A 13,095-nucleotide genomic window follows, 5' to 3' on the forward strand; every position below is an offset into this window, starting at 1 on the left:
TACTGTTTTTAACTTTAACTTTAACTTTAACTTTAATTAGTAACAGCCACTTTTTTAATCGGGCTAATTAAACTAGGTACAGACTTACTGTGCTGGAGTTTTAAAAACTCGGTAAACTCATCTTTTGATAGCGGCTTAGAGTAATAGTAGCCTTGTACTGTTTCACAGTTTAATTGTTTGAGTATTTCTATTTGCGATGCTTGCTCTACGCCCTCTGCAACCACATGCAGGCCAAGGTTATGGGCAATAGTAACAATTGAGTCGACCATATTGCGGCCTCGCTCGTTTTTCATGTCATCAATAAAGGCTTTATCAACTTTGAGCGTATTAAGCGGAAACTGCTTTAAATAGGCCAGCGAAGAGTAACCGGTACCAAAGTCGTCCATTGCTAAATGAATACCTCGGGCGCTGAGTGAGCGCATTATTGCGATAGCATCTTTAGGATCGTCCATTACCGTGCCTTCGGTAATTTCTAGCTCTAAAAAGTAAGAGGGCAATGCATTTTTTTGTAAAATCACATCAATACGTGTTGTTAGGTCGGGTAAACTAAACTGCTTAGCCGATAAGTTCACGGCAACTCTGCCATTAAATAAGCCCGCATCAAGCCACTCTTTTACATCGCGACAGGCTTTATTTAAAACCACTTCGCCAATTTCTATTATTTGCCCTGTTTCTTCTGCTATTGGGATAAAAACACCCGGGCTAATAATGCCTTTTTTAGGCGTGATAAAGCGTACTAATGCCTCCATTCCTACAAGTTTACCAGTATGAATATTCATTTTTGGTTGGTAATACACGGCAAAATGATTTTCTTTTAAACCAAAGCGCATTAGGTTTTCTATTTGCAGGCGTTTTACGGCTTCACGGTTCATGGTGTCATTAAAAAACAGATAACTATTACCTTTCTTTTTAGCGTGGTACATAGCGGTGTCAGCATTTTTTAATAGTAGTTCTGGGGTATTGCCATCTTCAGGGAACAACACAATGCCAACGCTTGAGGTAATGGCGAGCTCATGTCCGGCCATTTTAAAAGGTGTAGCAATAGCAGCTAAAAACTGTTTAGCGGTGCGGGTAATCGTATATATGTCGTTAGTATCAGACATTACCAGTGCAAACTCATCGCCGCCTAAACGATAAAACACGTCATTCTCGCGAGTGAGCTTATTTAGCCGCATAGCGAGTTTAGCTAATAAGCTGTCACCTAGTTGGTGCCCTAAAGAGTCGTTTATTTTTTTAAAGTTATCTAAATCGAATACTAACAAAGCATGGTGCGAGTTTAGTTGTCCTAATTTTTGTAAGTCGGTAAAAAACAAATTACGGTTAGGCAGGTTGGTGGTGCGGTCTCTATTGGAGAGGTTATGCAGTTGCGATTCGGCTTTTTTACGCTCGGTTAAATCAGAGTATACAACGACATAGTTAGTTATTTGGTTTTGATCATTTCTAATATCATCAATCGAGATTTCAATGGGTAATAAAACATGTGCACTATTGCGTAATTTAACTTCTTGTTGCAGGCTATCTCGCTGGTATACGGTTTTTTTAATGGTGTTAATGTAACTTTTGTCGTAGCCGGGCAAGTTAAAGTCTTTTTTAAGGTACTGCTCGCGCACGCCACCAAATAAGGTTAAAAAGCTGGGGTTAATATCGACTAACTTAAAGTTTTTATCGTAAATGGCTAGGGCATCGGTTAACGACTCAACGCATTTTGCAAAAAGGTTTAAGCGCTCTTCGGTTAGCTTTAATTGTGAAATATCGCGCACTGTGCCTGTCATACGTAGGGGACTAAGGTTGGTGTCTTTTTCTATTATTTTGCCGCGATCGAGCACCCAGAGCCATCCACCAAAATGATCTTTAATCCGATAAGTCGCTTCAAAAAAAGGAGTTTGCTGAGCAAAGTGTTTTTTAAGTAAATACTCTACTTGGGAAATGTCGCTTGGGTGAATAAGGCTTTTATTAGGCGGGAACTCTGTTGATAATATTGAATCCATTAAGTACTTATCGTTAATTCGAAGTACTTTACCGGTTTTTATATTCCAATCCCAAAGAGTATCGCCACTGCCTTCAACAGTGCTTTTTAAGCGTTGTTCAGAAAGCATAAGCTGATAGCGAGAGCGCCTAAGTTTATATATAACCGTTAGCATGTAGCATAAAACAAGCACAATAATTGCGCTTGCCGTAATTGCAACGGTATTTAAATTTAAGTTAAAAGTTGCCTCTAAGGCATATAGGCTATGCGAGGCAACTAATAGGGCTAATAGTAAGCTTATTTTTATTATTATTGTGATCATTATTTTTATTGTTTTTATAACATTTAATTTTCAAATGACAATCTAAATCAAGCGTTACTCAGTGTCAAAGAGAATGCGAGTAAAGGGCTTGATTATGCGCTTTATTAGGCTTTGTAGAGCTTAAAAACTCATACCTAGGTCTATTTTTATTAAAAAGGCTTAGCGCGTATGCTTTTATATCTGCAAGGGTTAATGCATTTAATGCATCAAGCAGGCGTTGTTGCATATGAAACTCGTGGTCGCGATTACCAATAGCTAACCATAATCGTTGCGAGCGCAGTCGCAGGTTTTTATCTGCTTCGGCTATATGCGTGGTTAGGCCGTGCTTTTGTTGTAACCAATCTTGCGGGGTTAAATTATCGATATTGGTTAAATAGTCATGAATAAAGTTATTATGGCGCTGTAGTATTGTTTTGGCTTCAAACTTGGGTGATTGCACATAAAAAACAATGCCTGCGCGGGTATTAAAAGGCGCGTAACCGGCACCAACCAAATAGCCTAACTGTTGCGTGGTGCGCAGTTCGTTAAAGTAGTCTTGATTGATTAAGTGATTTAACGCCATCATTTTTACTTTTTCACTTACACAGTCGGTTTGCGCTTGATAATAAATAAGCATAGCATGATCACTACAAGGCAGCGTTAACTCAAAGCGGGTTACTTTTTTAATTTCAAATAATGGTCGTGTTAAATCGGCTATTACAGCGGCGCTTTTTAAGTGCGCGGCTACTTTTTTCTGAAAGCTAATAGCATCAGCTTGTTGCCAGTTACCATGTAAAAATGACTCTACATGCAGGGCTTTAAAAAAGTCTTGTCTAAATTCATTAAACTGCTGAAAACACGTGTTTTTTAATGCGTCAGCCAATTCGTCTGGCTGTGGATTCCACGGCATTATTTTTGCGCCTAACATACTAAACAGCTCACCTACGGGCTTATTTTGATTACTGTTACGCCAATGCCTTACTAATTGCTTTTTATACTCGGCAAAACGTTTAGAGCAAATTTCTACGTTAAATAAAGCATCAATGAGTTCATCAACCAACTCTAACTGGCTTGATGAAAGCCCTGCTGTATGCAGTGTTAACCCACCTTGATGAGACGTTAAGTGATAACTAAGCCCTGCAAGTTCGGCAGGGTAAAATTGCTCGCTAACGCTATCCATAAATAAATCAGAAAAGAGGCGGGTAAGTGCCATGTGCTTTACATCTTTTACTGCAAAGTCTGAGTCCATTGCCAAGTAAAAGTGACCTTTGGCAACGCGAAAGGTGTTGTCTTGTTTAAACCAAAAATCAAAACCAGGCTCTGAAACTATTAGCTCAGGTTTTGTTTGTGGCTCAATTATATCAAACAGCTCAACGTCTTTGGTTAAATAAGGATTAACAACGGGTAAGCGCATTTCATTGAGTGGTTTATTAATATTACTTAGTGCATCGAGCCAACTAGTCGAAATTTTTTCAACCTTGTAAGGTGTATTATACCAAGCGGCTTTATGTTGAGGCTCAACCCCAGGATGAATAAGTACCAAGCGCATATTGTGTGGCTTTAACCATTGCATGGCCATTTTATGGGTGGCGTGTTTAAAGCCTTCCATTAAATAGTCGCCTTGTAAGTAGTTTGGCTCATCGTAATGTTGCATATTAATGCTTAAGTTACTTACCCAGTCTATTAAGCGCGATTGTTCTTGGTTATCGAAGGCAATTTGTAATAGCTTCTTTTTATCTTGGTATAAGCGCGGCAGTTGTTCAATATTGTTATTAATGAGGCAAATATATTCAAAGATCATTTCAATAATATCTTCAAAGTATTCAATACCTTCATCCGTTAGCGCCATACTAATATTAAAGTCTTTAAAATTACTGCCATTAATACCACCCCCGGCAGAAAGTGCATTTATCCAGCCTTGCTGTTTTAAAATAGAGTATAACGAGCCCGCACCTTCATAACCGAGTAAATGGGCTATAAAGCTAACTGTTTTGTGACGATAAAAGTCATCAATATTAGGCATTGCAAAGCTCACTATAAGCTTTTGCATGTGCTTGTGGGGTTCAATATGCAGCAGTTTGCCTAGGTCTTTCGCTCGGTATAGCGGTGCACTAATTACGGGTTTTGGTTGCTTGGCATTACCACAAATCGCAGTAAAGTATTGTTTTACCCATGCTTGAAGAGTGTCGAGCTCTTCATTAGCGCATATTACCAAGGTCATGTATTGAGCTTGGTAAAACTGCTTAAAAAAGTCTCTTAGCTCGTCGCTAATACAACGCTCTCTGTCGGCTAATGTTTGTAAGTTACCCACCGAAAACTTAGCGAAAGGGTGAGCCGGATTAACTGTTTCTTTATGTACTTGGTATATACGACGGCCGTCGTCTTTAATTTTTAATTTAAACTCTGCTTCTATCGCGTTACGTTCTTTTTCTGTTTCTGCTGCATTTAATAATGGCGCAATAAAAAACCGGCTAAATTGCTTTAGCGCATGTTCAAATTCTTGATTATTAATGTCAAAAAAGTAACAAGTGTGCTCAGTTCCGGTCCAGGCATTGGTATTGCCGCCCGCTTGCGATACAAAATTATTAAAGCTACCTGAGTCAGGAAATTGATCTGTGCCTAAAAATAGCATGTGCTCTAAAAAGTGTGCTAAGCCTTGTCTATCAACAGGGTCGTCAAAATGCCCTGCATTAACAGCCATAGATGCAGCGGCTTTTGTTGCATCTTTATCTTGCACTAAGAGTACTTTTAGACCATTGTCCTGTGTTAGAGCGCGGTAGGCTCTGTTATCATTGCGACTGATATTCAAATGATGCTCCTGAAACTAAATGTTTACTTGTTAACAACAGATGATAACTTCAGGACAGAGAAATACAGCGATAAGATTTACCTGAATATCATGAAAGAACTATTTAAGAAATAAATAGTGTTACCTTGTTAATATAGCGGAAGAACGGGCAAATTGGCTACTGTTTTATATTCTTTAATTGGTTGATTTATTATGAAAACAATCTTAATAATGCGCCACGGCGAAGCAACGCCAATGCAGGCCGATGATGCAGCAAGACAGTTAACCCAAAAGGGTCATATTGAAGCTGAAAAAATGGGTCTGTGGCTGGCAAAAAACTATGCCCCCGATGCGCTGTTAGTTAGCCCTTACATTAGAGCTCAACAAACAGCAAAAGGGGTTGCTAAAAATAACGCGTTTAAATTTAGCGAAACCTGCAAAGACATTATACCTGAAGGTAAACCGCAAATTGCAGCCGATTACATCGAAACGCTAATAGCGGCGCATCCTGCGTGTAATACTTGGCTAGTAGTGGCGCACATGCCCATAGTAAGTTATTTGGTTGATCAGTTATGTGTGGGCCATATGCCTATTTTTAATACCGGTGCAGTTGCCGTAATTAATTATAATGAGCAAACCCAGCGCAGCGAATACCTTAGCATTCATGCTCCGGGTAACGTGTAATTGCAGTGAGTTAGCTTATAGCTAGGTTTTATAATAAAAATGCCAGCCAAAGCGTAAAGCTTATACCACTTAAAACGGTCGACATAACCACAGTGCTGGCAAGCGTTGCTTGGTGTTGTTTTATTTGATTAGCAATAAGGTAGGCATTAACACCTAAAGGCGATGCGCTTAATAATATAAGTACGTTGAGTAGTTGCGGCTCTAGCATAAACACAAATCGGCCTAACAATAATACTAAGCAGGGTAGCAATACTAACTTTAATAATGTGGCGATTAGTGCGGGTTGCCAGTTTTGGCTTATTTTATAAAAGGCTAAATTAGCACCCAACACAAATAGCGCGCAGCCAATAGCGGGTTGTGAGAGTAAATCTAAGCCATTAATAATATCCAGTGGCAATGTAAGGCCTAAAACATTAGCCAATAATCCTAAGCTAATACTAAGTACCACAGGGTTTAACAGCATATTTTTGGCAAACTGTTGCCACGAAAACGCACTTTTTTCGCTTTTTGCACTCAGTAAAAAGGTGAGAGTAAATAATAACGCACTATGAAAAGTGATAATCATAAACACTATACCAATCATTTCGCGGCCAATTGCTGCAATAATTATTGGTAAGCCAACCAGTACGGTATTTGAATAGCTACTGCCAAGAGCAAATACGCTATGGCGTTGATAATCACTGTGCTTAGTAATTAAAAGCCGGTCTATTAAAGCGCCAATTATAAAAACACCCACAACCGCAATATAAAAACTCAAAAAGCCATTTATGCTCACACTATTGTGTAAGTTAGCTTGCGCCATATTTAAAAATAAAAAAGCGGGAATACTAATATAAAAGGTAAATTTACTAATGCCAGTTATATGTTGTTGCTCTAAAAACTGTGACTTAGTGCTAATAAAACCAGCAGTAACAATAAATACCAGCGGAAATATAATTGAAAAAATAGACACTAATATCGCCTTTAATAGTATTTAACCAGAGCTGTGGTTACTTAGCGCCTAAATTCATCGCTTTGCGGTAAGTTAACTAAAATAAGTACAGCGCCTTTACCACCATATTCAAGCGGTGCTTGGTGCATTGCAATTACATCGGGGTGTTGTACTAAATACTGCGGTACTTTGTGCCTGAGTATATGCCCACCAATACCATGAATTATGCATGCACAGTAGTAATGTTTCTTTTTGCATTCGTGGATCAAACCAGCTAGTTCATCCTTTGCAGACTCTTTATTTAAGCCATGCAAATCTAGGGTTAAATCTGGAACAAAGTCACCACGGCGAAGTTGCTTAGCTAAAAAGCGGTCTTGGCCATCTTGTACATAATTAACCGTACCATTGGTATCAATATCAGGTATATATTCATCCGAAAAGAAGAATTCTGACTGTTGTTGCTTTTTTTGCTGGGCAAACTGCTTTGCTTGTGACACTTTAGGCTTATTAGTAAAGCGGTGAGTGTCTTGTTTAAAAACGCGCGCACCACTGATGCTTTGACGAAACATGTCAATGTCATCATTGCTAATAGGGCTGTTTGAATAAGGATCTTTTTTCATAGCGGCAGTCTAAACAAAAAAAGGGTAAAAATCGAGATAAAAGGCGTTACAATAGGGCAATCGGGAGGCGATTGTGGCCTCGATTGAATTAATAATTTTGAAAGTAGCAGGCAGGCAATACACATGAGTGAATTACAAATAGAAGAAGCAACGCTAGAAGAAGCTGTAGCAGAACTTTCAACCTTACACGACTGGTTACGTTGGACTACAAGCCAATTTGCTAGCAGTGGTATTTTTTTTGGTCACGGTACTGATAATGCGTGGGACGAAGCGGTAAATTTATTATTACCCGCATTAAGCTTACCAATAGATGCGCCGAAAGAATTAATGCATGCGCGTTTAACGAGTACAGAAAAAAACAGCTTAGCGGGCTTAATTGCTGAGCGTATTAACGATTTTACCCCAGTGCCATATTTAACCAACATTGCTTGGTTTGCTAATATGCCATTTTATGTAGACGAGCGCGTGCTTATTCCACGTTCGCCATTTGCAGAGTTAATTAATAACCGTTTTACTCCCTGGCTTGAAGAGCCTGAGTCGGTTAAGCGTATTTTAGATTTATGTACTGGTTCTGGTTGTATCGCGATTGCACTTGCACAAGCGTTTGAAAATGCGCAGGTAGATGCGGTTGATATTTCTTATGAAGCCTTAGAAGTAGCCGACATAAATATTACAGACTACCAGTTAAGTGAACGAGTATTGCCAATTCAGTCAGATGTGTTTAGTGGTGTACCAGGGCAAACATATGACCTGATCATAGCTAACCCGCCGTACGTTGATGCTGAGGACATGGCCGACTTACCGCGTGAGTTTCATCATGAACCAGAACTTGGTTTGGCTTCAGGCCACGACGGCCTAGACGTAACCCGTACTATATTAAGTGAAGCAAGTAAGCACCTTACTGCAAATGGTTTGTTGTTTGTAGAGGTCGGTAACTCTATGGTACATATGGATGCATTGTATCCGGGTGCGCCATTTGAATGGGTGGAGTTTGAACAAGGTGGTTTAGGTGTGTTTGTTATTAGCAAACAGCAACTTGATGAGTATTTTGCACAATAAAAATCAATATCATTTATAGAAAATGTATTTGAATATAAATTGATATAAGTAAATAGCCGAGTGTACAGCTCGGCTATTGGTAGTCATTAGGAATGAGGAAAAGTAATGGCAGGTAATAGCATTGGACAGTTATTTAAAGTGTCTACTTTTGGTGAGAGCCACGGCGTTGCATTAGGCGGCGTTGTTGATGGCACACCAGCAGGTCTTGAAATCACCGAGGCCGACCTACAAATAGATTTAGACCGTCGTAAACCGGGGCAAAGTCGTTATACCACGCAGCGCCGTGAAGACGATCAGATAAAAATTCTTTCAGGCGTTTTTGAAGGTAAAACCACAGGTACTAGCATAGGTTTACTGATTGAAAACACCGATCAACGCTCAAAAGACTACGGCAAAATTAAAGACGTGTTTCGCCCAGGTCATGGCGATTACACCTATTGGCATAAATACGGCCTGCGCGATTATCGCGGTGGTGGTCGCTCATCAGCGCGCGAAACGGCAATTCGTGTTGCTGCGGGCTCTATTGCTAAAAAATACTTAAAACAATTTCATGGTATCGAAATAAAAGCCTGCTTAAGTCAGTTAGGGCCAATTAAAGCAGACGTTTTTGATTGGAACGAAGTTGAAAACAACTTATTCTTTTTTCCTGATGTGAGCAAGTTAGAAGCACTTGATGAATATATGCGCGGCCTTAAAAAGCAAGGTGACTCAGTAGGCGCAAAAGTAAAAGTAGTGGCAAGTAATGTACCTGTAGGGCTAGGCGAGCCAGTATTTGACAGATTAGACGCTGAACTTGCGCATTCATTAATGAGCATTAACGCGGTTAAAGGTGTTGAAATTGGCGACGGCTTTGATGTCATTGAGCAAAAAGGCTCAGAGCATCGCGATGAACTAACACCTAATGGTTTCACTTCAAATCATGCGGGCGGTGTATTAGCCGGTATTTCTACGGGGCAAGATATTATTGCTTCTATTGCGCTAAAACCTACCTCAAGCATTACTATACCGGGTAACAGTATCAATACTGAAAACGAAGCGGTTGAGATGATCACCAAAGGTCGTCACGATCCGTGTGTAGGTATTCGTGCTGTGCCAATTGCTGAGGCGATGATGGCCATTACTTTAATGGATCATTTGCTACGTCAACGTGGTCAAAACCCACATGTACACCACGAGCATGGGCCGATACCCGGTTCGGTATAATTAGAGTTACATTAAGTAGATAATAAAAACGCGGACGATCCGCGTTTTTTGTATTTTTTTATCAGTGCAAGTTCAACTTTTTTACTAAAATTAATTAAACAGGTTTGAGGGAGCTAAATGTGACAATGACAAATAATGTAAAGGCTCAGCAACAAGCTGCACTGAAAAGGCTGGAGCGATTTAGCTTCATTACCGACAGCAGTTTAAAAATTCCTTTTACTAATTTTAAAGTTGGTGCCGATGCGATTATTGGTTTATTGCCCGTTGCCGGTGATATGGCCGGTTTTATTTTATCTGCTTATGTATTAATTGAAGCGCAGCGCTTAGGTGTTAGCTGGACTATAAAGCTACGTATATTAGTTAATATGCTTATCGACTTTGTGGGCGGTTTACTACCCATAGTAGGCGATATTTTTGATGCTTACTTTAAAGCAAACACCCGAAATACCCAGCTGCTAAAAAAATACTTAGCGCAGCAAAAGTAATAAAGCAATTTAGCTTTTACCCTTGTTAAAAAAGTACTCTGCAATAACCTGCTTTTGTTGACCAAACTGATCTGAAATTCCTATACCTACACCTATTATTTGCCCCTGCGCTTTAGGTGGGTTAGCCTGTATTTGTTTATTTATAACAGCCAGTTGAGGGCTTTTCTCGTTAGCTAACAATGTTAAATGTGGCTGAAAGTTTTGAAAAACATTAGGGCTGCCGTAGCGCTTAAATGCAGTTAACTTGTTGGGGTAGTTTTTAACCCAAGTAGGCACTACAGTATTTCGCTCGCGCAGCGGTTCAATGGCAAGTGTTACCTCGTCAGATAGTCTTTGTAACTGGCGCGACGGCTGTAAATTAATAAAGGCCCAATTACTTTGTGTTACGCTAAAGCCTTCAGCGGTTATGGGAAAAGGCTGCTGTTGCGCTACGATGTTTTTTACCGCAAGTTTAATTGCCTCCTCTGTACCGGGTGCAAAGTCAGTTAAATATAAAGTAGCGTGTACCGGCATGCCTTTATCGTAAAAGCTAACCATGCCCGCTTGTTTTAATGCATCACTGGTTTGCGCCATTAAAGTAATGATTGGTTGCGAAGGAATAGCAAACACATTAATACTGATGTTTTTTGCAACAGCAGGCTGTGATACACCCAAAAGCCCAAGCAGGGCAATAAATAAAAATTTAACCATTTTTATACTCATTAGTTTAAACATAATTTTAGTATTTCAGTAAGCAACTCTGTCGTTATAGTGATGGTAAGGGTTATTGCTCAAGCAGTAAATACGCCAAACAGTATAAATACCAGCTATTTGGCAGCACCTTGTATAGCTATTATTAGCTAACCCCACGGGCTTTATAAAACGCCGCTACACCGAAGTGTTAACTCGCTATCCAATTTTTTACATTCGCAGCGAAAGCCCGTACAATTCACCTCGTTTTTAGCGCGCACATTTTTAATATAATGGGCAGTAAGCCCTATATTCAGAGTAAGTAATTAAACTTTTATGCATAAAATTGCTGATTTAATTTCTATTTTTGCAGCCACTTTTTACCAAAGCTATAATACGCGACTGGTTAAAGGCAAGCATGAACCTATTTATATTCCTAGCTGTGATAAAACGCCGTATCACCAAATTGTGTTTGCTCATGGTTTTTACGCCAGTGCATTACATGAATTAGCACATTGGCTGGTGGCGGGCGATAAGCGCCGTTTACTTGAAGATTACGGCTATTGGTATTGCCCCGATGGCCGCGACAAACAAAAACAAGCTGAGTTTGAAAACGTAGAAGTAAAGCCTCAAGCTATAGAGTGGTTATTAAGCACCGCAGCAGGGTTTAATTTTAATGTGTCGGTTGATAACTTAAACGGCGAGCAAACATGTCGATTTGATTTTCAGCAGCGAGTACATGCACGTGTATTATCGCTTATCGAAAATGGCTTTAACTCTCGTACAGAATCACTTTTGAAAGCACTCTCTGATTTTTATAATACGCCATGGCCAATGAGTGCACAGCAATTTAATTGGCAACATCCCAAGGAGCTCACGGATGCAGTTTAAGTTAGGTTTAATTATAAACCCGCTAGCGGGTTTAGGTGGCACTGTAGCGTTAAAAGGTAGCGATGGCGCAGCAACTGCAGCCAAAGCACTAGCACTTGGCGCTCAGCCTAAAGCAAATAGTCGTACAAAAGCCGCGCTTGAAGTATTGCTGCCTTATAAAAACCAATTAACTATTTATACAGTAAATGGCGATATGGGCGAGCACTGCGCTAAAGCACTCGGCTTTAAGGTACAAGTAATATATAACAGCGATGCTATAACCACAGCCACCGACACAGAGCAGGCTGTGAAAGCACTTAAAGAGCTTGGTGTAGATTTAGTTTTATTTGCTGGAGGCGACGGCACAGCGCGTAATGTTTGTCATGCTGTTGAGGATACAATACCCGTACTGGGTATTCCTGCTGGCTGTAAAATACATTCAGGGGTATATGCAATCACGCCAAAAGCAGCAGGGCGTGTAGTCGAAATGCTGGTAAAAGGCGATTTAGTTACCTTAGGTGACGCCGATGTAATGGACATTGACGAAGAGGCATTTAGACAAGGCACAGTTAAAGCAAAACGTTATGGCGAAATGCAAGTACCAAGCGAAGTACGTTACATGCAAGCAGTTAAAAATGGCGGTAAAGAAACCGACGAGTTAGTGCTTGTAGATATTGCCGCCTATGTGGTGAGTGAAATGGATGAGGACACTTTTTACATTATGGGCAGTGGCTCAACCGTTGCTGCAGTGATGGAAGAAATGGGGCTAGAAAATACACTTTTAGGTGTCGATTTAGTTAAAGATCAAACACTCATAGCGCAAGACCTAACTGCAGCGCAATTACTTGAACATACGCAAGGGCAAAAAACTAAATTAGTGATCACCTTAATTGGCGGCCAAGGACATATTTTTGGTCGTGGTAATCAACAGCTTAGCCCCGCGCTTATTCGCGCTATTGGCACTAATAACATTATAGTAGTAGCTACAAAAACAAAATTACAGGCTTTAGATGGCCGCCCACTTATTTGTGACACCGGCGATAGTAGTTTAGATGATGAACTAACCGGTTATATTAAAGTTACATGCGGATTTAACGACCACATTATGTATGCAGTCGGGTATTAATACCCATTGCAAAACCAGGAGACAGAATAAATGAGTTTAGTAAACTATATTGATGCAGCCCAACACTATTTTGATGATTTAGTGACTAAAGCCACCGATGATGAATTATTTGCAGGAGGCTATTTGCGAGGTCACTTTGACTTAGCAGTAGGGTATGCGCAAGTAGAAAAGCTAACTATTAGCACAGATGAACTTAACGAAACCGTAGAGCAAAGCTTAGTGAAGGCTTATCATAATGGTGAACTTAATGAAGATGACAAAACCCTTGTTGCTCGTTTGTGGGAAGAAGTAAAAGCATTGGCCTGAGTAAACCTAGGCTAAAACTAATTAAAACGCGATACGCTACTGGCTTATCGCGTTTTTTTGCTTAAAAGTATTGATATGAGGGAGTTA

The 13,095-nt window shown here is 40.0% G+C and carries 12 protein-coding genes; 7 read left to right on the forward strand and 5 right to left on the reverse strand.

Features of this window, described 5'->3' with window-relative positions; all coding sequences use genetic code 11:
• Positions 1-32: 32 nt before the first annotated feature.
• Together PTRA_RS04895 and PTRA_RS04900 are read right to left on the reverse strand one after the other, a co-directional pair.
• Positions 33-2,288 (reverse strand): sensor domain-containing protein, encoded by a 2,256-nt coding sequence (locus tag PTRA_RS04895; protein ID WP_058372907.1) that lies wholly within the window; start codon positions 2,286-2,288, stop codon positions 33-35.
• 64 nt (positions 2,289-2,352) lie between these two features.
• Positions 2,353-5,076, reverse strand: coding sequence for an insulinase family protein (locus PTRA_RS04900; protein ID WP_058372908.1), 2,724 nt, complete (start codon positions 5,074-5,076; stop codon positions 2,353-2,355).
• A 192-nt stretch (positions 5,077-5,268) separates the two neighbouring features.
• Here PTRA_RS04900 and sixA point away from each other — a divergent pair, with 192 nt between their 5' ends.
• Positions 5,269-5,739, forward strand: coding sequence for a phosphohistidine phosphatase SixA (gene sixA, locus PTRA_RS04905; protein ID WP_058372909.1), 471 nt, complete (start codon positions 5,269-5,271; stop codon positions 5,737-5,739).
• A gap of 28 nt (positions 5,740-5,767) precedes the next feature.
• Here sixA and PTRA_RS04910 read toward each other — a convergent pair whose 3' ends face one another.
• Together PTRA_RS04910 and smrB are read right to left on the reverse strand one after the other, a co-directional pair.
• Positions 5,768-6,691, reverse strand: coding sequence for an AEC family transporter (locus tag PTRA_RS04910; protein WP_058372910.1), 924 nt, complete (start codon positions 6,689-6,691; stop codon positions 5,768-5,770).
• A gap of 41 nt (positions 6,692-6,732) precedes the next feature.
• A complete protein-coding gene (gene smrB, locus PTRA_RS04915) occupies positions 6,733-7,290 on the reverse strand; it encodes an endonuclease SmrB (protein WP_058372911.1) in 558 nt (185 codons plus the stop codon).
• A gap of 123 nt (positions 7,291-7,413) precedes the next feature.
• Here smrB and prmB point away from each other — a divergent pair, with 123 nt between their 5' ends.
• The 3 genes from prmB (at position 7,414) to PTRA_RS04930 (ending at position 10,037) form a co-directional block, all read left to right on the forward strand.
• Positions 7,414-8,349, forward strand: coding sequence for a 50S ribosomal protein L3 N(5)-glutamine methyltransferase (gene prmB, locus PTRA_RS04920; protein ID WP_011327671.1), 936 nt, complete (start codon positions 7,414-7,416; stop codon positions 8,347-8,349).
• 105 nt (positions 8,350-8,454) lie between these two features.
• Complete coding sequence (aroC, locus tag PTRA_RS04925; RefSeq protein WP_011327672.1) at positions 8,455-9,552, forward strand: chorismate synthase; 1,098 nt, start codon at positions 8,455-8,457, stop codon at positions 9,550-9,552.
• Between the two features lie 125 nt (positions 9,553-9,677).
• On the forward strand, positions 9,678-10,037 hold the full coding sequence (locus PTRA_RS04930) for a DUF4112 domain-containing protein (protein WP_041454373.1): 360 nt from the start codon (positions 9,678-9,680) through the stop codon (positions 10,035-10,037).
• Between the two features lie 9 nt (positions 10,038-10,046).
• Here the strand turns inward: PTRA_RS04930 and PTRA_RS04935 are convergent, their stop codons facing one another.
• On the reverse strand, positions 10,047-10,727 hold the full coding sequence (locus tag PTRA_RS04935; protein WP_237113475.1) for a 2'-5' RNA ligase family protein: 681 nt from the start codon (positions 10,725-10,727) through the stop codon (positions 10,047-10,049).
• Positions 10,728-11,042: 315 nt separating this feature from the next.
• On the opposite strand from PTRA_RS04935, the gene PTRA_RS04940 reads away from it, so the two are divergent.
• The 3 genes from PTRA_RS04940 to PTRA_RS04950 are packed head-to-tail and all read left to right on the forward strand — an operon-like array spanning position 11,043 to position 13,008.
• Entirely contained in the window at positions 11,043-11,597 is a 555-nt protein-coding gene (locus tag PTRA_RS04940) for an elongation factor P hydroxylase (protein ID WP_058372913.1), read from the forward strand.
• Positions 11,587-12,702, forward strand: coding sequence for an ATP-NAD kinase family protein (locus tag PTRA_RS04945; RefSeq protein WP_058372914.1), 1,116 nt, complete (start codon positions 11,587-11,589; stop codon positions 12,700-12,702). The genes PTRA_RS04940 and PTRA_RS04945 overlap by 11 nt, the downstream gene beginning before the upstream one ends.
• A gap of 30 nt (positions 12,703-12,732) precedes the next feature.
• Positions 12,733-13,008, forward strand: coding sequence for a YfcL family protein (locus PTRA_RS04950; protein ID WP_058372915.1), 276 nt, complete (start codon positions 12,733-12,735; stop codon positions 13,006-13,008).
• Positions 13,009-13,095: the final 87 nt, after the last annotated feature.

Origin of the sequence: Pseudoalteromonas translucida KMM 520 (assembly GCF_001465295.1) — a bacterium.
Lineage (GTDB): Bacteria > Pseudomonadota > Gammaproteobacteria > Enterobacterales > Alteromonadaceae > Pseudoalteromonas > Pseudoalteromonas translucida.

Bases quoted from the DNA above. Each gene is read 5' to 3' on its own strand.
- prmB (WP_011327671.1), top strand. From the start codon at position 7,414: ATGAGTGAATTACAAATAGAAGAAGCAACGCTAGAAGAAGCTGTAGCA.
- PTRA_RS04935 (WP_237113475.1), bottom strand. From the start codon at position 10,727: ATGGTTAAATTTTTATTTATTGCCCTGCTTGGGCTTTTGGGTGTATCA.
- PTRA_RS04950 (WP_058372915.1), top strand. From the start codon at position 12,733: ATGAGTTTAGTAAACTATATTGATGCAGCCCAACACTATTTTGATGAT.
- sixA (WP_058372909.1), top strand. From the start codon at position 5,269: ATGAAAACAATCTTAATAATGCGCCACGGCGAAGCAACGCCAATGCAG.
- PTRA_RS04930 (WP_041454373.1), top strand. From the start codon at position 9,678: ATGACAAATAATGTAAAGGCTCAGCAACAAGCTGCACTGAAAAGGCTG.
- PTRA_RS04945 (WP_058372914.1), top strand. From the start codon at position 11,587: ATGCAGTTTAAGTTAGGTTTAATTATAAACCCGCTAGCGGGTTTAGGT.
- PTRA_RS04895 (WP_058372907.1), bottom strand. From the start codon at position 2,288: ATGATCACAATAATAATAAAAATAAGCTTACTATTAGCCCTATTAGTT.
- smrB (WP_058372911.1), bottom strand. From the start codon at position 7,290: ATGAAAAAAGATCCTTATTCAAACAGCCCTATTAGCAATGATGACATT.
- PTRA_RS04940 (WP_058372913.1), top strand. From the start codon at position 11,043: ATGCATAAAATTGCTGATTTAATTTCTATTTTTGCAGCCACTTTTTAC.
- aroC (WP_011327672.1), top strand. From the start codon at position 8,455: ATGGCAGGTAATAGCATTGGACAGTTATTTAAAGTGTCTACTTTTGGT.